Below are 20,164 nucleotides of genomic sequence, written 5' to 3'. Positions count from 1 at the left end.
CCAAGGCGGCGGACGCCGCGGCCCTCCACCGCCATGCGCACAATAAGGAAGGCCGCCGCCCCGGAAGGGACGGCGGCCTTCTTTAATGTCGCGCGTCAGACCGGCGTCAGCCGGCCTTTGCAACCTCGATGGTGACGCTCTCGCCGCCGACCTCATGGGTCGCGGCATGAACGCCGGCGCCACCCTTCGGCGCATCGCAGATCACGAGATCGATCGCCAGTGTGTCCTGCGCGATGCGGGCCTTGTGCTCCTCGACCGCCTCGACAAGCCCCGCAGGGACGCTAAGCGCCAGGCGGATGCGGTCGCTGACGTCGAACCCAGCGTCCTTGCGCGTCTGCTGGATGAGGCGGACGATATCGCGGGCGTAGCCCTCGCGCTCGAGCTCCGGATAAAGGCGCGTGTCCATGACGACCACACCGCGACCGGCGTCGAAGAGACCCGTGTCGGAGCCTTCCGGCGCGGTGACACGCATCGTGTAGTCCTCCGGCGGCAGCTCGATGCCGGCGAGCTCGACCATGCCGTCGTCGCGCAGCGTCCAGTTGCCGGACTTGGAGGCAATCATCACCTCCTTCATCTTCTGTCCCAGACGCTTGCCGATCTGCGGCTTGACGACAAGGCTGTGCTCGCCGACCGAAAGCGGGTCGGACTCGAGCACCAGGTCCTTGACGTTGACCTCCTCGGCGATGAGCGGCGCGTAGTCGCGAAGATCCTCAATGTCGACATGGGCGACGGTCAACGTCTTCAGCGGCAGGCGGGCGCGCAGGCGCTTGGCCTCGCGCAGCGACATGACCGAGGCGCAGATGTCGCGGATCAGGTCCATGCGGCGAACCAGGTCCGGGTCGTGCGGCAGCTTCGTCGCGTCCGGCCAGTCGACGAGATGCACCGACAGCTCACCGGTCAGGCCCTTGTAGATGCGCTCGGCAACGAAGGGCATCATCGGCGCCAACGTGCGCATCAGGTGGGTCAGAACGGTGTAGAGCGTGTCGAGCGCGTCGCGCTTGTCGGCATCGAGCTCCTCCCCCCAGAAGCGCGACCGCGAGCGGCGGATGTACCAGTTGTTGAGCGCGTCGATATAGCCCGGCACATGCGAATAGGCAGCGGGAATGTCGTAGGCGTCGAGCGATCCCTCGATCTTCTCGATCAGCTCCCGGGTCTTGGCCAGGATGTAGCGGTCAAGCAGGTTCTTCTGGTCGAAGCGCACCTCGGCCTTGTACTTGTCCGCGTTGGCGTAGAGCGTGAAGAAGTAATAGGCGCTCCAGATCGGAATGATCGCCTGGCGCAGCGACTGGGCAATGCCGCGCCCGTCCTTGGCGACCGCCAGGTCGCCGCCGACGAGCAGCGGCGAGGACAGCATATACCAGCGCAGCGCGTCGGCGCCGTAGGTGTTGAACACGCCCACGGGGTCGGGGTAGTTCATCAGCCGCTTGGAGAGCTTCTGCTTGTTCTCGTCGAGCACGACACCGTGGCAGACCGCGTTGCGGAACGGCGCACGGTCGAAGATCGCCGTCGACAGCACCATCAGCGTGTAGAACCAGCCGCGCGTCTGGGCCACGTATTCGACAATGAAGTCGGCCGGGAAGTTGCGGTCGAACCGCTCCTTGTTCTCGAACGGATAGTGCTCCTGCGCGAAGGGCATGGAGCCGGAATCGAACCACACGTCGAGAACTTCCGGCACGCGGCGCATCATCGACTTGCCGGTCGGGTCGTCCGGATTGGGACGCACCAGCTCATCGATCATCGGACGGTGCAGGTTGTCGACCTTGACGCCGAAATCGCGCTCGATCTCCTCGATGGAGCCATAGACGTCGGTGCGCGGGTAGTTGGCGTCGTCGCTGATCCATACCGGGATCGGACATCCCCAGAAACGGTTGCGCGAGATGTTCCAGTCGCGGGCATTCTCCAGCCACTTGCCGAACTGGCCGTCGCGCACGTGGGAGGGAACCCAGTCGATCTCCTTGTTGAGCTCGACCATGCGGTCCTTGAACTGGGACACCGCCACGTACCAGGCGTCGATCGCCTTGTAGATCAGCGGCGTGTCCGTGCGCCAGCAGTGCGGATAGTCGTGGAGATAGGTCTCGTGGCGGTAGACGACATCGCGCGCCTTCAGGTCGCGGATGATGTCCTTGTTGGCCTCGATGACGTTCTTGCCGACGTAATCGGTGACCTCGGCGGTAAACTTGCCAGCCTCGTCGACCGGGACCACGAGCGGAATGTTGCGGTCGCGGGCGAGCTCGAAATCCTCCTCACCGAAACCGGGTGCGATATGCACGCAGCCCGTACCGTCGCCCGCCTCGACGAACTCGGCGGCAAGCACAGTGAAGGCGTTCTCGGTGTCGGCGAAATAGGGAAAGAGCGGCTCATAGGCAACGCCCGCAAGCGCCGCGCCCTTGAGACTGTCGACCCTGGTCCATTCACCGAACTCGCGCTCGTAGCGCTCCAGCGCGGCCTCGGCCAGGATGACCCGCTGGCCGTCCTTTTCCAGGACCGCGTAGTCGAGATCGGGAGAGACGGCCAGCGCCAGGTTGGACGGCAGCGTCCAGGGCGTGGTCGTCCAGGCGAGCAGGCGGGTCGGCCGGCTGGCGAAGCGCTCGTCCTTGAGCAGGAAGCCGACGGTCAGAGCCGGATCCTGGCGCTCGCGGTAGGAGTTGTCGAGGCGGGTCTCGAAATTCGACAGCGGCGTCTGCACGGCCCAGGAATAGGGCACGACGCGATAGCCGCGATAGACCAGTCCCTTGTCCCAGAGGCGCTTGAACCCCCAGATCACGCTCTCCATGAAGGAGAGGTTCATAGTCTTGTAATCGTTATCGAAATCGACCCAGCGCCCCTGCCGGTTGACGTAATAGCGCCACTCGTTGGTAAAGCGCATGACCGAAACGGAGCAATGCTCGTTGAACTTGCCGATACCGTACTCGAGGATCTCGTTGCGGCCCGAGATGCCCAGTTCCTTCTCCGACGTCAGCTCCGCGGGAAGACCGTGACAGTCCCAGCCGAAGCGGCGCACGACGCAGTCGCCGCGCATGGTGCGGTAGCGCGGGATCAGGTCCTTGACGAAGCCGGTCGCCAGATGGCCGTAGTGCGGCAGGCCGTTGGCGAAGGGAGGGCCATCATAAAAGACATATTCGCCAGCGCCGTCCTGGTTGCGCCGGTTCTCGACGGAAGCCTCGAAAATCCGGTTTTCTTCCCAGAACTTGAGGATATCTTCCTCGAGCTTGGGAAAATTGGGGTTTGGATCGATGGCTTCATACATCGCGAAAGTCCCGCTGTGTTGTTGATCGCGGACAGGGCCTTGCCGCCCTCTTCCGTGGATCCCGGCTGGAGGCGCCGGTTGGCATTCGTGGGTTAGCCGACCGGCGCGCAAAAAACAATCATCGTGGCGGCGCGGCCGGACGGAAAAGCCGGCGACGCTCTGCCGTTCAGGCCCGCGTCACCTTCGCATCGGCGGCGGGGAAGCGTCCGCGCGTGTCGACGATGCGCTTCGCCTCGCGGGCGATCATGTCGTAGTCGAAGGCATCGTGATCCGTGGCGATCACCACCGCGTCCTGCGCGGCAATGGTCGCCGCGTCCGCCGTCACGGCCTCAAGCCGGGTTCCGTCGGCGAGCGCCAGCGCGGGCACGAAGGGGTCGGCATAGCCGAGCCGGGCACCGCGCGCGGCGAGCCCCTCCATCACCTGAAGGCTTGGGGATTCCCGGATGTCGTCGATGTTCTTCTTGAAGGCCGCGCCCAGCACCAGCACCCGCGAGCCGTTCAGTGCCTTGCGGTCGCCGTTGAGCGCTTCCATCGTCTTCTCGACGATGTAATCGGGCATATAGCGGTTGATCTCGCCCGCCAGCTCGATGAAGCGGGTGTGGAGCCCGTATTCGCGCGCTTTCCACGTCAGATAGAACGGGTCGACGGGAATGCAGTGACCACCGACCCCCGGCCCCGGATAGAAGGCGGTGAAGCCGAAGGGCTTGGTCGCGGCCGCGCGGATCACGTCGAAGATATCGATGCCCATGCGGTCGGCCAGCGTCTTCATCTCGTTGACGAGGCCAATGTTCACCGCCCGGTGGATGTTCTCCAGGAGCTTGGTCATCTCGGCAACGCGGGTCGAGGCGACCGGCACCAGGGTGTCGACAGCTCCGCCGTAGAGCGCCTTCGCCGCCTCAAGGCAATTGGCGGTGACGCCGCTGACGACCTTGGGGATCTGGCGGATGCCGAAGCGCTCGTTGCCGGGATCCTCGCGCTCGGGCGAATAGACGACGAAAATGTCCTCGCCCACCGTCAGCCCGTCGCGCGCCAGTTCGGGGAGCATGTCCTCCTCGGTGGTGCCGGGATAGGTGGTCGATTCGAGCGCGATCACCTGACCGGGGCGCAAGTGCGGCCGCACGCGCCGCGCGGCGTCGAGGATATAGCCGATATCGGGATCGTGATACTTGCCGAGCGGCGTCGGCACGCAGATCACCAGCGCATCGCAGTCGGCCGAACGGGCAAAGTCCGAGGTTGCTTCGAAGGGCGCGGGAAAGCGGATGTCCTCGGTCCGCGAGCCGACATAGCGGCGGTAGCCGTTGTCGGCGTTGAGCGCGGCGATCTTTGCCGGGTCGACATCGAAGCCGACGACGGCATGGCCGAGCTCCGAGAAGCGATAGGCAAGCGGCAGGCCGACATAGCCGAGCCCGATGATGCCGATGACGGCGGAACGGTCGGACATACGGCCGGAAAGGCTCGCAAGCGCGGAGGAAGGCTGCATGTTCAGTGCTCTCGCATGACGCAGCGACCAGGGCCCGCGCAGGGCGTCCGTCCACCGCCAGAGATCCGTGTCGGGCGCGTGGCGGAAGCGGCCTGACGGCCCGGCAGGACTGCCGCCCGCGCCCCTGTCGCGACTGCGTCTATCATGGTTTTCCGACGAAGGGGGATAGGACGCGCGCGATTTTCATGCAAGAGGACAGGACATGCGCGAGATCTTCATCGACATCGGCCGACTGGTGCGCCGCCTGAACCGCACGACGCCAACCGGCGTCGACCGGGTGGTGCTTGCCTACGAACGCGGCCTGCGGGCGCGCTTCGGCGACAGGGTCGTTCGCGTCGACACCCTTGCCGGCCGCGTCCTGCGCTATCCGCCAGACTTCGCCGACGAGGCGATGTACGCGACACAGGCGATCTGGGCGGGGACGGCCGCGGCGGGTGATCGGCCGACACGCGCGGCAGCCCTTGCGGCCGTCTTGCGCGGCACGCTTTCGCGGCCACGCGAAGCGCCGGGCGTCGACGGACGGCCGCTGTTCTTCTGCCTCGATCACCGGGGCCTTGAGCGTGGCGGCACGGTGGAACGGCTCGGCCGGGCGGGCGCCGCCGATCCCGTCTGCCTGCTGCATGACGTCATCCCCCTCACCCACCCGGAATATGTGGTGCCGGCGCAGATCCCGCGCCACGCCACGCGGGTGCGCACGATGGCCGCCCATGCGCGGCTGGTGATCGCCAACTCCGGCGATACGGCCGCGCGCTTCGCCGAGGCGGTCGCCGACTTCGGCCTTGCCCAGCCGGAAACGATCACCGCGCCTCTCGGCATCGAGGCCGACTGGGTTCCGGTCGAGCCGGCGGCGCGGAACGGCCGGCCGCGCTTCGTCGTGCTCGGCACCATCGAGGCGCGCAAGAACCATCTGCTGCTGCTGAACCTGTGGCGCAAGCTCGCCGAGCGCTACCGGGACGGCCGGCTGGGGCTGTCCGAGATGCCGGAACTCGTCATCGTCGGCAGGCGCGGCTGGGAGGCGGAGGCCGCCTTCGACATGCTCGACAGGGCGCCGGCGCTGAAGGGGCACGTGCGCGAGGTCGCCGGCATGGGCGACGCGGACCTGCGCGGGCTTCTGGCCAGTGCGCGCGCCCTGCTGTTTCCCTCGTTCGCGGAAGGCTTCGGCCTGCCGCTCGCGGAGGCGCTGGCCATGGGGGTTCCCGCCGTGGTGTCCGACATACCCGCCTTCCGGGAGGTCGGCGGCACGGTGCCGGACTTCCTCGACCCCCTCGACGGTCTCGGATGGCAGCAGGCGGTGATCGACTACGCCCGCCCAGACGCGCCCCGGCGGGCGGCGCAGATCGCGCGGCTCGCACACTATCGCCCGCCTGGCTGGGAGACGCATCTCGATCTGGTCTGCGCGCGGCTCGGCCTCGACTGAGAAAGCCGCGCCGCGCGCCGGGCGTCAGATCGTCTGGTTGTAGTCGCCCACTTCCGGGTTCTCGCGCAACACGGTGTCGACCGCCTTGAACATCTCGCGCAGGCGCGCGTCGGACACCGGGCTCTCGATGACGACAACCAGTTCCGGCTTGTTGGAGGAGGCGCGTACCAGCCCCCAGGTCCCGTCTTCCATGACAACGCGCACGCCGTTGACGGTCACCAGGTCGACGATCATGCCGCCGGCGAACTCCTCGCCCTTGTCGCGCATCGCGGTGAAACGGGCGACGACCCGGTCGACCACTTCGTATTTGATCTCGTCGGCGCAATGCGGCGACATGGTCGGAGAGCCCCAGGTGCGCGGCAGCGCCCGGCGCAGGTCGGCCATGGTGCGCTCCGGATTGCGGTCGAGCATGTCGAGGATGGCGAGGGCGGAGACCAGGCCATCGTCATAGCCGCGACCGATGGGGGCGTTGAAGAAATAGTGCCCCGACTTCTCGAAGCCGGCGAGCGCGCCAAGTTCGTTGACGCGACGCTTGATGTAGGAATGGCCGGTCTTCCAGTAGTCGGCGATGACACCGTTTTCCTGAAGCACCGGATCGGTGGCGAACAGGCCCGTCGACTTGACGTCGACGACAAAGGTCGCGCCGGGATGCAGCGCGGAGAGATCGCGCGCCAGCATGACGCCAACCTTGTCGGCGAAGATCTCCTCGCCCTCATTGTCGACAACGCCGCAGCGGTCGCCGTCGCCGTCGAAGCCCAAACCGACCTCGGCGCCGGTCTCCAGCACCTTGTCGCGCAGCGCATGAAGCATCTTCATGTCTTCCGGGTTCGGATTGTAGTTCGGGAAGGTGTGATCGAGCTCGCAATCGAGCGGGATCACCTCGGCGCCGACCGCCTCGAGGATCTGCGGAGCAAAGGCGCCCGCGGTGCCGTTTCCGCACGCCGCGACGATGCGGATCGGACGCGACAGCTTCGCTCGGTCGGTGAGATCGGCGATATAGCGCTCGGGGAAGTTCTCGACAAAGCGATAGCCGCCACCGGAACCCTCACGGAAGGACGCGGTGAGCACGATCTCCTTGAGCCGGCCCATCTCGTCCGGGCCGAAGGTCAACGGGCGGTCGATGCCCATCTTGACGCCGGTCCAACCGTTGTCGTTGTGCGAGGCGGTGACCATCGCGACGGCGGGAACATCAAGCGCGAACTGGGCGAAATAGGCCATCGGAGACAGGGCCAGGCCAATGTCGTGGACCTTTACGCCGCCAGCCATGAGACCGGTGACAAGCGCCAGCTTGATCGACGCGGAATAGCTGCGGAAATCATGGCCGACGACGATCTCCGGGCGCACGCCGCGCTCGTGCATGAGCGTGGCGATGGCCATGCCCAGCGCCTGCACGCCCATGAGGTTGATTTCCTTCTCGAACAGCCAGCGCGCGTCGTACTCGCGAAAGCCCGTCGGCTTCACCAGCGGCGTCGATTCGAAGGCATAGGTATTGGGCACGAGGCCGGCGACGGGCACTGGAAACATGTGAGACCTCTTTGAATGCTGGCAAGCGATTCGAATGCGAAACGAAGACGCGGGCGCGACGGGCCCACGTCCTTCTCCTTGTTAAAACGGCCGAAACTGCGGCGGGTTCCCCCGCTTCACGCTTCAGGCGCGGCGTCCGCCTTCGCGTGATAGCGAACGATGTCGTCATCGCCGATATAGGCGCCCGACTGAATTTCGATGACACGGGTCGGCACTCGGCCCGGATTCGCCAGCCGGTGGCGCGCGCCAACCGGCGCATAGGCCGACTGGTTCTCCGTCACGAGCCGCGTTTCCCCGTCGATGCAGATCTCGAGCGTGCCGGACACCACCACCCAGTGTTCGGCCCGGTTGACGTGGCTCTGCTCGGTCAGGGCTGCTCCCGGACGGATCTCGATCTCCTGAACAAGGAACCGGGTGCCGGCGGCGATCTCCTCGCGCCAGCCCCAGGGCCGATAGGCGCGAAGATGCTCACGCACCTCCCGCCGGCCATCGGCCTTCAAGCGGTCGACGATGGTCTTCACGTCCTGGGCATGCCCCTTGTCGGCGACCAGAATGGCGTCCTTTGTCGCAACCACCATGACGTGGTCAAGGCCGACGACGGACACCAGCGCCGAATCGCTGACGACCAGGCTGTCGTGGCTCTTCAGGAACATCGCCTCGCCGAGTGCGCTGTTGCCGTTCTCCTCCTTCTCCAAGGTCTCCCAGACCGCTGACCAGGAACCAAGATCGTTCCAGCCCGGATCGACCGGCACGCAGGAGATCGCATCCGAGCGCTCCATGATGGCGAAGTCGATGGAGATATCGGGCAAGGCCGCGAAAAGCTCCGCATCGAGGCGCAGGAAGTCGAGATCGCGCACCGCGGCTGCAAGCGCGGAGCGCACCCCGGCGAGAACCTCCGGCGCGTGGCGCTCGAACTGCTCGATCATGGTCCCGGCCCGAAACAGGAAGATCCCGGCGTTCCAGACGTGGTCGCCCGAGGCAAGGAATGCCTCGGCGCGCGCGCGGTCGGGCTTTTCGACAAAGGCGGCAACCTCGCGCACGGCGCTGTCGCCGGCGCGCAGGCGGATGTAGCCATAGCCGGTGTTGGGTTCGCTGGGCGTGATGCCGAAGGTGACGATGCGCCCTGCCCGGGCGGCCGGCGCGGCGAGCGTCACCGCCTCGAGAAAGGTCGACGGATCGGCCACCATGTGATCGGAAGGGGCGAGCAGGACGAGCGTGTCCGGGTCCTGCTCCGCCGCCATGAGCGCCGCCGCCGCCGCCGGTGCCGCCGTATTGCGACCGACGGGCTCGAGGACGATAGCGCCGGGCGAGATGCTCATTTCCGCCATCTGCTCGCCGACGAGAAAACGATGGTCGGCGTTGGAGATGATCAGCGGCGCGGCGAACCCCTCCCCGGAGAAACGCGAGAGCGTCTTCTGGAATAGGCTTTCGCCGCCGAAGATCGGAAGGAACTGCTTGGGGCGAAGCGAGCGGGACAGGGGCCAGAGCCGCGACCCGGCACCGCCGGACAGAATACAGGGAACGATCACGCTTGGGTCTCTCGTCGCAAGGGGTCTCTGGTCGCAATTGGCCACCGCAGCACGCGGATGATGGCACGGTCCCTTTTGCCACCTCCGCGACTGATGCAACGTTAACCGCAAAGCTCTGCAACGCGAAATCGTCTGGGGACGGGCATTCACGCCCTGACGCCAGACTCGAACCATTCCGCGAAACCGGTGTCGGTGGATTCCATTTTCGCGAACATGCCCAAGCAGAGAACAGGATCCTCCCCAGCGGGGGAATACAACACCCGGTCTCTAGATTTTGCGGTGCAGCACGGCGATAGTGTCGCCCCCTGCCTCCCCCAAAGACCGGTTCATCAGAATTGAATAGCCAACACCATCCGACGCCTGACCGTTCCACGCCACAGGTGGCGCGCGAGGCGATCGTCGAGCTGAAATCCATCGAGAAGACCTTCCCCTCCCGCTCCGGCCACGCCTCGGTGCAGGCGCTGCGCAACATCGACCTGAATGTGGCGCGTGGAAGCATCCTCGGGGTCATCGGACGCTCGGGCGCGGGCAAGTCGACGCTGATCCGCCTCGTCAACGGGCTGGAGCGGCCGACGAGCGGCTCTGTCATCATCGACGGCACCGACATCACGCGGCTCGACGAGGCGGCGCTGCGCCGCGAGCGCCGCTCCATCGGCATGATTTTCCAGCACTTCAACCTTTTGGCCCGGCGCACCGCGTTCCAGAACGTGGCCCTGCCCCTGGAGATCATCGGCACGAACCGCTCCGAGATCGAAAAGCGGGTGCGCCCCCTCCTCGATCTCGTCGGCCTCGCGGACAAGGCCGACCGCTATCCAGCCGAGCTTTCGGGCGGCCAGAAGCAACGCGTCGGCATTGCCCGCGCGCTCGCCACAGATCCCAAGGTGCTGCTTTCGGACGAGGCGACCTCGGCGCTCGATCCAGAGACGACGGAACAGATCCTCGCACTGCTGAAGCAGGTCAATCGCGACCTCGGCGTCACCATCCTGCTCATCACCCACGAAATGAGCGTGATCAACGCGGTGACCGATTCCGTGGCGGTCATCGACGGCGGCGAGATCGTCGAGCACGGGGCAACCTTCGACGTCTTCACCGAGCCCCGGCACGAGACGACACGCTCCTTCGTCTCGGCGGTCACCGGCGCGGTGCTGCCCGATCATCTGCGCGAGAAGCTCACCGCCAGCCGGAGCCCAGGCGCCAAGGCGCTGGTGCGCGTGGTCTTCAAGGGGCCGGGCAGCGAAGCCCCCTTCATCAGCCATCTCTCGCGCGAGCTGGGGCTCGACCTTTCCATCGTCCAGGGCAAGGTCGACCAGATCGCCGGCCAGACCTTCGGCCAGCTCGTCTTCAGCGTCGAGGGAACGGACACGGCGCTCGCCGCCCTCGACACTGGCGCACACGCCCACGGCCTGACAACCGAGGTGCTCGGCTATGTTTCCTGATTTCCTGCCCCCGCAGATCCTGCGGCTGCTTGTCGACGCGCTTGTCCAGACACTGCACATGGTGGCGGTCTCCGGGCTGATCGGCACGCTCGTCGGCCTGCCGCTCGGCGTCTTCCTGGCGACAAGCCGCAAGGGTGAGCTTTTCGCCGCTCCGGCGCTGAACACCGGGATCGGGCTGGTGGTGAACGCCGCGCGCTCGACGCCCTTCATCATCCTGGTGGTCGCCATCGTGCCGTTCACGCGCTTTATCGCCGGCACCTCCATCGGCACCACCGCGGCCATCGTCCCGCTGACGATCGCCGCCGCGCCGTTCATCGCACGGGTGATCGAGGGCGCCGTGCGCGGCGTCGACCAGGGGCTGATCGAGGCCGCGCGCGCCATGGGCGCCTCGCCGCTGCAGATCGTGCGCAAGGTCCTGCTTCCCGAGGCTCTGCCTGCCATCACGCTGGCGCTCACGCTCACCGCCGTCAGCCTCATCGGCTATTCGGCGATGGTGGGGGCCGTCGGCGGCGGCGGCCTGGGCGATCTCGGTATCCGCTTCGGCTATCAGCGCTTCATGCCAGACGTCATGCTGGCCGTGGTGCTGGTGCTGATCCTGCTCGTTCAAGGCGTTCAGAGCCTTGGCGATTTTCTTGCCCGGCGCTTCGACAAGCGCGCCCGGCACTGACGACTCCTCCAACCTGGAAGGCTTCATCATGTTCACCAGGACTCTCCTCGCCGGCCTCGCCGCCGTCTCGCTTCTCGCCGCCGCTCCGGCCTCCGCCAAGAGCATCAAGGTCGGTGTCACCCCCGGACCCCATGCGCAGATCATGGAAGCGGTCAAGGAACTGGCCGCGCCGAAGGGGCTCGACATCGAGATCCTCGAGTTCTCCGATTACGTGGTGCCCAACGAGGCGCTGAACTCGGGCGACCTCGATGCCAACTCGTTCCAGCACAAGCCCTATCTCGACAACCAGGTGCGCGACCGCGGCTATGAGCTGACCGACGTGGCGACCACGGTCAACTTCCCCATCGGCGTCTATTCGCAGAAGTACAAGAGCGTCGAGGACATTCCCGAGGGCGGCTCCATCGCCATTCCCAACGATCCGACCAACGGCGGCCGGGTGCTGCTGCTGCTCCAGGACAAGGGCCTGCTCAAGCTGACCGAAGGCGTCGGCACCAAGGCCTCGGTCGCCGACATCGTCGAAAACCCGAAGAACCTGAAGATCATCGAGATCGACGCGGCCCAGCTTCCGCGCTCGCTGCCGGACGTCGACGCCGCCGGCATCAACACCAACTACGCCAAGGAAGCAGGCCTCGACCCGGTCAACGACCCGATCCTGCGCGAAAGCCCGAAGGGCCCCTATGTCAACGTGATCGCCGTTCGCACGGTCGACAAGGATGCCGACTGGGTGCGCACGCTCGTCGAGACCTACCAGTCCGACGAGATCCGCGCGTTCGTCGCCGAGACCTTCCAGGGCGCCGTGCTGTCGAGCTGGTAAGCATCCGTTTCACGGAAAGACGCGAAAGGGCGGCCATCGTGCCGCCCTTTCTGCGTTGCGCGCGCCGCATCGGGGCTCAGCCGTCCGCCTGCGCGTCATCCCGGCGGCGCGTCATGACGACGTGGACAGGCTGGAAAGCCCCCTCGATGGCGCCGGTGAGCATGACGGTTCTCACCTCGACGGGTTGTTGCGGCTCGCTGACGCGAAACGGCAGCCGCACCCGAAAGAGCCCTTCGGCGGGAAGCTCCGCCCGCCCGACGCTGGCGATGGCGCCGTCGGCCACGATGTCGATCATCAGGCTGTTGCCCGACAGGTTGTCGAACACCGCGAAGGCGATGTCCGCCTCCCAGTCTCCGGGCGCAAGGTGGAGATAGGGCCCGAAGGTGAGGCAGCGCGCGGGCCCGACCATGTCGATGGCCCCGCCCTCGAACGGCAGATCCGGCTTTGCCGCGTTCATCAGGATGCGCACCGGCCATTCGACCCGCTCGACCGGGGCGCCATCCAGCAGGGGCTGGTACTCCTCGCCGACGGCGGCAAGCAGGGAGCGTTCGCTGTCGGTGAGTTCCAGCGATCGCAGGTGTGCAGCCTGGGCGTGCTCGACCCTGGCAAGGATCAGCTCCTCCAGATCCATCTGGCCATCGGGCATGTAGATGCGGGCGACCTCCTCCTGGATCCGGTCGTCTATCGGCAGGCCCCAGGCGGCGCCGATCTCCTCGACCAGGCCGCCAAGCGTCGAGATGCTGTCGTCGATGCGCACGAGCAGCGTTTCGGGAGCGCCTGCCACGGGGAAGAGGCAGGAGGCGGACTGGCTGGCAAAACGGATCGCCTGCTCCATGGTCATGCTGCGCGAGACCATGTTGTAGACGACGACCCGTTCGAACGTCTGGGAGAGCTGAAGCGTGGGAACGTGTCCGGAGACAATCGCGCGCACCACGCGCCAGTCCGGCACATCGAAGAACAGGATGGCGGACGTATCCCCCCTCTCCTTCAGCGCCTGCACCATGTCGGCGGCGGAGTTGCCCGAGACGAAGCGGAACTCCTCGCCCTGCAGGCGCAGGATATCGAGGGCGACGCGCGAGACGAAGATCGTATTGGGGGACGGCGGACCGCAAAGCGCGAGAAACATCTCAGACCTGCCTGCCCTGCCTGGCGGTGCGGTTCATTGCGGTCCTTCCTGCCGGCGCCGTCACAACGACGAATAGATGTCGAGGGCGAGATCGATGTCGTTGAAAACGCGGCCACGTCCGTTCTTCAGCACCAGGGCCCTGTCGCAGAACGAGCGGATAATGCCAATGTCATGGCTGACCAGGATCATCGCGGAATTGGCGCGCTGCACGAACAGAGCGTCATGGCACTTGCGGTGGAAGCGCTGATCGCCGACGGCAATGACCTCGTCGATCAGGAAACACTCGAAATCGATGGCAAGGGTCAGCGCGAAGGCCAGCCGCGCGCGCATGCCGGAGGAATACATGCGGATCGGCAGCAGGAGATTTCGCCCCAGCTCGGCGAAATCGTCGACCATCTCGATGGTCTCCTGGATCGGCCGGTCATAGAGGCGGGCGATGAAGCGGATGTTGTCGTAGCCGGTCATATTGGCCTCGAAGCCGCCACCGAAGGCGATCGGCCACGACATGGAAAGCCCGCGCGAGATCGTGCCGGCGGTCGGCTGCTCGACACCACCGATGAGCTTGACGAGCGTCGACTTGCCCGCGCCATTGCGGCCGAGGACGGCGATCTTCTCGCCCGCGCCGACGCGAAAGCCGATCCCGTCGAGCACGCGCTTGGTGCCGGCCTGGGTGTGGTAACACTTGACGATATTCTCGAGCACGATGGCGCGCTCAGGCGCGCGCGCATCCGCGGCGCGGCCGGGCGCGCGGGTCACGTCAGCGATCCGCTCGCCCTCGATCTCGGGCGTGTCCTGCGCCGCGGGACGGGTCGTGCGGCGCTTGGCGAGCGGAAAGCCGCGGCCACGGCGCGCAAGAGCCGACCACATCAGTTCTGCTCCGTCAGCAGGTCCGCCATGGAGCGGACAATCCAGTAGAGCAGGAGGCAGATGCCGAGCGTCGCCAGGATGTTGAGCAGGCGGCGCGGAAACGCCGGGCGATCCGGGTGGCTGGGCTCGACGACCCGCTCCAGGTAGAGCCGGCCGGACCTCGCCTCCTGCACCGCCGCCTCCATGGTTCCAACCGCACCGGCGAGCTGCTTTTCGGCGAGCTCGCGCTCCAGCACAAGCCGTTCGTAATCGGAGATCTTGCGCGCCAGAGAGGCGTTACCGCTGCCGGCGACGCGCTCACGGATGCCACGGATGCTCTCCTCCAGCGCATCGCGCTTGATACGAAGCTGCGGGATCATCGGGTTGTCCGGCGTCGAGGCGATGGTCTCCGCAAGCTTTGCATCGATCTTGCTGGTCTCAAGCAGCAGCTGCTTGATCAACTCGGAGGCGGCCTTCACCTCGACGCTCGGGTCGATCATGCTTTCATCGTTGCGAAACTGGGTGATGCGGTCTCGGATGCCGGACAAGCGCGCCAGCGCGTCATCGACCATCTTGCGGCCAAGATCGATGGCGTCGTTGCGGGCGCGGTCGTTCAGCCGGTTGACCAGAGCCTCGGCCGCGACGAGAAGCTTCTCGGCGATCCGCCGCGCCGCCTCGGGCGAGAAGGACTGCACGTCGAGCACGCTGACGCCGGTCGAGCGCTGGAACTCGACGTGCAGATACTTCTGGAAGTGATCGTAGAGATCCTCGCGCGTGTCACCCGCCCACATCCCAGGGAAGCGGGAAAACATGTCGACATTGTCAGCGGCAAAGATGGCGGAGAGCATGCCGTCGCGGTCGAGCTCGTCGACCGCGTCGCGCGATCGCATGAACTCGGCAACCGCGAAGCTCTCGTCGTCGACCCTCGACACCGTCTGGGATTGCAGCATGCCCAGCAGGGAGCTGTCGGGCTGTGTCTGGCGTACGATGTAGGAGGCGGTCGACAAGTAGCGGTCGCTGGCGATCAGGCCGTTGTACAGGAGCGAGACCAACACCGGCAGCGCCACCAGGAAAAGAAAGAGCCAGGCGCGCCACGAAAGACGCCCGCCGACCGTCGCCTTGTCCGGGCTGGTGGGGCCGGCGAAACGGCGCACAATATCGACATGCGCGGTCCCGTCGACGGGCACAAGCTCCAGCTTGCGCTCCCTCGTGACTTCCTGCGTGTCGTCGCGTTGTTTCGTTTCGCTCATCTCGCTCCGAATCCATCCGATTGGCGGGCACGGTGACCTGTCCGCCCGCCGATGCCGCGAGCCAGGCGCGCCATCCTACTGCACCTCGATATGGTTCTGCGCCTTGCGGATCATGGCAAGGCCGACGGCATTGACGACCACCGCCCAGACCGCGAGGTAGGACGCATCCCAGGTGGTGGGAACCGTCGCGCCGAAATAGCCGCCGCGGAACATCTCGCTGGCGTGCACCAGCGGCGACCAAAGCACCACTTTCTGCGCCGTGCTGGGCAACCAGGCGACCATGTAGAAGGAGCCGGTCAGCGGCAGCAACAGATACATGACCGGCTGCACGAAGCGCTCGAGCGTCTCCGACATCTCCGTCAGGCTGGCGATGATGAGGCCGACGCCGAAGGTGAAGGCGCACATCAGGAACCAGGCGGTCAGCATGATCAGGTAGTCGTGCACCGGGGCAATCACCTCGAGCAGGGCGAGCGGGATGTAGGCGACGAAGAACGCGATCAGCGTGCCGACAAGCTCCAACAGCCCGCGGGCGACCAGCATGTCGAAGGGGCGGATGCGGCGGTGAAAGAACAGCCCCGAGTTGTGGCGGAAGCAGTGCACGAAGCGCGAGACCATGTGCCGCCAGACCGTGAGCATGGAGTAGCCCGTCAGCACCAGCGGCAGGATCGGAACGCCATGGTTCTCCCGCCCGTAGATGAACGACCAGACGATCATCACCCCGACCGTCAGGATCAGCGGCTCGCCGACCAGCCAGAGAAAACCGATGTTGTTGTGCCCGAAGCGCACCATCAGCTCGCGGATCAGCAGCGCGTTCAGCGTCTTGAAGCGTCGCTTGAGGATCATCGAGGTATCGGTGGCGGCGATCTCGTCCGTCATGGCGCCCTCAATGGATGTTGAGGTGATCGCGCCCGCCGGAAACCAGCAGGTAGATCATCACGAACGCGGCGAAAGAAATGATCATCACCGTGAAAATGCGGCGCAGGCGCTTGGGCTCGGTCGACTTGTCCGGTTGGTGCGGGCTGACGACGGCCTCGATGTAGATACGCTTGCGCTGCGTTTCCTGCCGGGCGTTGTCGATGGTGCGCATGGCGCTCTCGAACGCCTTGTCGGCAAGCACGCGCTTCAGCACAAGCCCCTCGTAGTCGGAGATCTTGCTGGCGATGGAAGCGTCCGAGCCGGCGATCTGGCCCTGCTCTTCCGCGATCTGGTCCCGTAGGGAGGTGATCTTGGTGACCAGCGGGGGGATGCGCGGATTGTTCGGCGAGGAGGTGCGGAGCTGACGCAGCAGAACCTCGTCCTCGACCATCTCCGAGGTGAGCGCGGCGATCAGCTCCGTGCGCTTGCTGACATTCTCCTCCGGGTCGACCATCAGCACCCGGTTGCGGTAGGCGGTGATCGCCGTCTGGCTTTCGATCACGCGCGTTTCCGCCTCGCTGAGGAGTTCGCCGGCGGCATCGAGCGCATCGCGCCGGGCGCGGTCGTTCATCTGGTTGACCCTGGCCTCGCTGAGGCTGAGCAGCGCGCGGGCGATGGCCACCGCGTCCTGCGGCCGGTAGGCCGAGACGCGCAGGGTGGTGATGCCGGTCTGGATGTCCTCTTCCACCACGATCTGATCGGAGAAATAGCGGAAGAAGCCCTCCGATGTATCGCCGAACAGAGTGGAGTAGCCGGTGATGAAATCCGCTTCGGGTCGGGTGTAGACCGCCCTGAGGTCTACCTGCTTCATCAGCTCGTCCATCGCGTCACGCGAGCGGATGTAGCTGTGGATCGCATAGGCATCGTCATTGGCGCGCGCCAGGCCGAAGCTGCGCAGCAGCACGGACAGACCGCCGATCTGCTGGCTGTTGACGCCACGCACGATGAACTTGGTCTCCGACACGTAGCGGTCGGCGGCGATCAGCCCGTAGAAGAGAAGCGCCCAGGTGACCGGGACAACGAAGATGCCCGTGACGAGAAGCAGAGCGTAGTGGCGCGAGACGAAATCCCAGGCACGCCGGAAAAGCCCGCGCGCACCGCCTTGCCCGGCCGCCGCGAGCAGCAGGTGCCTGTCCGGTTCGACGTTCACGACCGTCTCCGTTTGCCCGCGTCCGCGCGGGTCAGGCGTTCGCGACCCGTGCCAATGATGCCGGTCATCACGTTGCGTTCTCGCCTCCTACGCGGCTTCTATGGTCAAAGTATGTCTGATTCCCGCTCCAGAAACGCAAAATAAGCCGCGACGCCCTCCGTCAGGCCGGTCGGCGGCCGGTCGAAGCCCGCGGCACGCAGCTTGTCCATGCGCGCTTCCGTGAAATACTGGTAGCGCCCCTTGAGCTGCTCCGGCATGTCGATGAAGGTGATGTCGGTCGCCCGCCCCAGTGCCGCGAACATCGCCTCGCCCACATCGACCCAGCGCCGCGCCGTGCCGGTGCCGACATTGTAGATGTCGCCGGGGAAGGAATTGTCGAGCATCCACAGCACCACGGCGACGCAATCGTCCACATGGACGAAGTCGCGCATCTGCCCGCCGTCCACATAGTCCGCGCGGTCGGAGCGGAAGAGCCGCAGCGGCTCGCCGGCGCGCAGCTTTTCCCAGTTGGACCGCATCACGGAGCGCATCGAGCCCTTGTGGTCCTCGCGCGGGCCATAGACGTTGAAGAACCTGAGGCCCGCCCATTTCGAAGGGGCCGGGTCGCCACGACCGATGGCGGCCATCACCTGCCGGTCGAACAGGAGCTTGCTCCAGCCATAGGGGTTGAGCGGACGAAGCGCCGACAGATAGGCATCGTCGGAACGGTCGTCGAAACCGCGCGCGCCGTCACCATATGTGGCGGCCGAGGAGGCATAGACGAAGGGGATCGCCCGCGCCGCGCAAAAGCTCCAGAGTCGCTTCGAAAGCTGCAGGTTGCTTGCCACGATCAGATCGACGTCGCGCTCCGTCGTGGCGCTGATCGCGCCCATGTGCACGATGGCGCTGAGCGCATCGCCGTTGGCGGCGAGCCAGCCGTCAAGCGCCTCGGGGAAAACGAACTCCTCGGCCAGAAGCGTGCGGACGTTCTTCCACTTGTCGCCATCGCCAAAGGTATCGCAAACCACGACACGCTCGCCGCGCGCGGCCAGCGCCAGCGCGATGTTGGAGCCGATAAATCCGGCGCCGCCGGTCACTAGGATCACGTCGTTCGCTCCATGTCGTGTGTGTTTCGATGCCGTGTGATGTTCGACCCGCAGCGCTCATTCCGCGCTGGAGGCCGGTTCCGCAGTGGCCGCGCCGGCCACGGACAGGACGGGCGGGGCAAGGGATGCCACCACGTCCGCTGAGCCCTGCGCCGATCTGATACGCTCCACCGCCCGGGTTGTCGAGAGACCGGGGACGAGTTCGATGAGCGCCACGCGCCCGCCGGCGGCCTTGACCACATCGCCACCGACCACGTCTTCCTCGCGGTAGTCCGCGCCCTTCACGAGGACGTCGGGCAGCAGCGCGGAGATGAGCTCCAGCGGCGTGTCCTCCTCGAAGGGAACCACCAGATCGACGGACTGCATCGCCGCCAGAACCTCGGCGCGCGAGACGAGCGGCTGCACCGGACGGCCGCTGCCCTTCAACCGCGAGACGGAGGCGTCACTGTTCAGCCCGACCACCAGCCGGTCGCATTGCTCCGCCGATTTCGCCAGCATCGCCACATGGCCGGCGTGGACAATGTCGAAGCAGCCGTTGGTGAAGCCGACGGAGAGGCCCTCGCGCTTCCAGCCCTCGACGATCTCGGCGGCGTCCTCCAGCGAGGCGACGGCATGGGCAAGCGGGCGGTTGATGCGGTTGAGCTCACGCGACAGCTCGCTCGGCGTCAGCGCCGCCGTGCCGGCGCGGCGCACGACGGCGCCTGCCCCGGCATTGGCGAGAAAGGTCGCCTGCTCCATCGAATGGCTTGCGCCGAGCGCGGCGCAGAAGACCGCCAGCGCGGTATCGCCGGCGCCCGAAACGTCGAAGATCTCGCGGGCGCTGGCGGGCGAATGCAGCGGCTCGCGGCCAGCGCGAAACAGCGCCATGCCCTCGTCGGACAGGGTGACGAGCAGGTCCGCGCCGGTCTGCTCGATCACCCGCGCGGCCGCCTCGGCGCATCCTTCGAGGTCGGCGCAGGCATGGCCCGTCGCGTCGCGGAGCTCGGCGCGGTTCGGCTTGATCAGCGTCGCGCCGCGATAGGCGGAGAAATCGCGCCGCTTGGGGTCGACGATCACGGGAATGCCGCGTGCCCGCGCCGCCGCGATCACCTCGGCCAGAACCCGGTCGGTCAGCAGCCCCTTGGCATAGTCGGAGATGGCGAGCACGTCGCAATCGGCCATCGCCGCCGATGCCGCGGCGATGACGCGGTCCTCGACCTCGGCGGGAGCATGACGCACGACCTCCTCGTCGCAGCGCATGATCTGCTGGCCATTGCTGACGTAGCGGGTCTTGACCGTGGTGCAGATATCGGGACGGGTGATCAGGCCGTTGCGGGCCCTGGGATGCGCGGCGACAAGCTCCGCGCAGTGGGCGCCGGCCGGATCCGCGCCGACAAGGCCGATCAGCACCGCCTCGGCGCCGATGGAGACCGCGTTGGCCATGACGTTGGCGGCGCCGCCGAGCATGGTGGACGCCCTGTCGACATGCAGCACGGGCACGGGCGCCTCGGGAGAAATCCGCGAGACCTTGCCGTAGACAAAGCGGTCGAGCATGACGTCGCCGACAACGAGGATCCGGGTCCCGTCGAACGACTTGTTGAAGAACTTGCGAGCGAACATGCGTGTCTCCGGTCCGTCCCCGTTTCCGATCTCCTCGATCGGCACCGCCCTGCTCGGGCTGGGCCCGCCGTCGCCTGCA

At 66.2% G+C, this 20,164-nt stretch carries 15 protein-coding genes; 4 read left to right on the top strand and 11 right to left on the bottom strand.

The window, feature by feature from the left end:
* Nucleotides 1-106: 106 nt before the first annotated feature.
* Nucleotides 107-3,247 carry an isoleucine--tRNA ligase gene (ileS, locus tag ACN0WF_RS09740; RefSeq protein WP_417772623.1) on the bottom strand — a complete coding sequence of 1,047 codons (3,141 nt, stop codon included), beginning with the start codon at nucleotides 3,245-3,247 and terminating at the stop codon, nucleotides 107-109.
* 166 nt (nucleotides 3,248-3,413) lie between these two features.
* Nucleotides 3,414-4,727, bottom strand: a complete 1,314-nt coding sequence (locus ACN0WF_RS09735) for a nucleotide sugar dehydrogenase (RefSeq protein WP_417772622.1) — start codon at nucleotides 4,725-4,727, stop codon at nucleotides 3,414-3,416.
* A gap of 202 nt (nucleotides 4,728-4,929) precedes the next feature.
* Here ACN0WF_RS09735 and ACN0WF_RS09730 point away from each other — a divergent pair, with 202 nt between their 5' ends.
* Complete coding sequence (locus tag ACN0WF_RS09730) at nucleotides 4,930-6,144, top strand: glycosyltransferase family 4 protein (protein ID WP_417772621.1); 1,215 nt, start codon at nucleotides 4,930-4,932, stop codon at nucleotides 6,142-6,144.
* A 24-nt stretch (nucleotides 6,145-6,168) separates the two neighbouring features.
* On the opposite strand, the gene ACN0WF_RS09725 is transcribed toward ACN0WF_RS09730, so the two are convergent.
* Nucleotides 6,169-7,668, bottom strand: coding sequence for a phosphomannomutase/phosphoglucomutase (locus ACN0WF_RS09725; RefSeq protein WP_417772620.1), 1,500 nt, complete (start codon nucleotides 7,666-7,668; stop codon nucleotides 6,169-6,171).
* Between the two features lie 116 nt (nucleotides 7,669-7,784).
* Complete coding sequence (locus tag ACN0WF_RS09720; protein WP_417772619.1) at nucleotides 7,785-9,197, bottom strand: mannose-1-phosphate guanylyltransferase/mannose-6-phosphate isomerase; 1,413 nt, start codon at nucleotides 9,195-9,197, stop codon at nucleotides 7,785-7,787.
* Nucleotides 9,198-9,577: 380 nt separating this feature from the next.
* On the opposite strand from ACN0WF_RS09720, the gene ACN0WF_RS09715 reads away from it, so the two are divergent.
* From ACN0WF_RS09715 to ACN0WF_RS09705, 3 genes are read left to right on the top strand one after another with little or no spacing between them, the layout of a single operon-like run.
* The gene (locus tag ACN0WF_RS09715; RefSeq protein WP_417772836.1) at nucleotides 9,578-10,633 is read left to right on the top strand and encodes a methionine ABC transporter ATP-binding protein; all 1,056 of its coding nucleotides are present in this window, start codon (nucleotides 9,578-9,580) and stop codon (nucleotides 10,631-10,633) included.
* Entirely contained in the window at nucleotides 10,623-11,300 is a 678-nt protein-coding gene (locus ACN0WF_RS09710) for a methionine ABC transporter permease (RefSeq protein ID WP_417772618.1), read from the top strand. The genes ACN0WF_RS09715 and ACN0WF_RS09710 overlap by 11 nt, the downstream gene beginning before the upstream one ends.
* A 28-nt stretch (nucleotides 11,301-11,328) precedes the next feature.
* The gene (locus ACN0WF_RS09705) at nucleotides 11,329-12,114 is read left to right on the top strand and encodes a MetQ/NlpA family ABC transporter substrate-binding protein (protein ID WP_417772617.1); all 786 of its coding nucleotides are present in this window, start codon (nucleotides 11,329-11,331) and stop codon (nucleotides 12,112-12,114) included.
* A gap of 76 nt (nucleotides 12,115-12,190) precedes the next feature.
* Here ACN0WF_RS09705 and ACN0WF_RS09700 read toward each other — a convergent pair whose 3' ends face one another.
* The 7 genes from ACN0WF_RS09700 to rfaE1 all read right to left on the bottom strand — a co-directional run bounded on the left by ACN0WF_RS09700 (nucleotide 12,191) and on the right by rfaE1 (nucleotide 20,085).
* The gene (locus tag ACN0WF_RS09700) at nucleotides 12,191-13,240 is read right to left on the bottom strand and encodes a hypothetical protein (RefSeq protein WP_417772616.1); all 1,050 of its coding nucleotides are present in this window, start codon (nucleotides 13,238-13,240) and stop codon (nucleotides 12,191-12,193) included.
* Nucleotides 13,241-13,300: 60 nt separating this feature from the next.
* Nucleotides 13,301-14,107: an ABC transporter ATP-binding protein gene (locus tag ACN0WF_RS09695; protein WP_417772615.1), complete on the bottom strand. Its 807-nt coding sequence runs from the start codon at nucleotides 14,105-14,107 to the stop codon at nucleotides 13,301-13,303.
* Nucleotides 14,107-15,336 carry a hypothetical protein gene (locus ACN0WF_RS09690; protein ID WP_417772614.1) on the bottom strand — a complete coding sequence of 410 codons (1,230 nt, stop codon included), beginning with the start codon at nucleotides 15,334-15,336 and terminating at the stop codon, nucleotides 14,107-14,109. Before ACN0WF_RS09690 ends, ACN0WF_RS09695 begins: the two co-directional genes overlap by 1 nt.
* Nucleotides 15,337-15,411: 75 nt before the next feature.
* On the bottom strand, nucleotides 15,412-16,212 hold the full coding sequence (locus ACN0WF_RS09685) for an ABC transporter permease (protein ID WP_417772613.1): 801 nt from the start codon (nucleotides 16,210-16,212) through the stop codon (nucleotides 15,412-15,414).
* A gap of 7 nt (nucleotides 16,213-16,219) precedes the next feature.
* Complete coding sequence (locus ACN0WF_RS09680) at nucleotides 16,220-17,401, bottom strand: hypothetical protein (RefSeq protein ID WP_417281049.1); 1,182 nt, start codon at nucleotides 17,399-17,401, stop codon at nucleotides 16,220-16,222.
* A gap of 104 nt (nucleotides 17,402-17,505) precedes the next feature.
* Nucleotides 17,506-18,486, bottom strand: coding sequence for an ADP-glyceromanno-heptose 6-epimerase (gene rfaD, locus ACN0WF_RS09675; RefSeq protein ID WP_417281050.1), 981 nt, complete (start codon nucleotides 18,484-18,486; stop codon nucleotides 17,506-17,508).
* Between the two features lie 57 nt (nucleotides 18,487-18,543).
* Nucleotides 18,544-20,085 carry a D-glycero-beta-D-manno-heptose-7-phosphate kinase gene (gene rfaE1 / locus ACN0WF_RS09670; protein ID WP_417281051.1) on the bottom strand — a complete coding sequence of 514 codons (1,542 nt, stop codon included), beginning with the start codon at nucleotides 20,083-20,085 and terminating at the stop codon, nucleotides 18,544-18,546.
* Nucleotides 20,086-20,164: the final 79 nt, after the last annotated feature.

The organism is Stappia sp. (assembly GCF_048268045.1).
Classification (GTDB): domain Bacteria; phylum Pseudomonadota; class Alphaproteobacteria; order Rhizobiales; family Stappiaceae; genus Stappia.
Note: the sequence above shows the minus strand (reverse complement) of the source record. Positions and strands in the feature narration are given on the sequence as shown.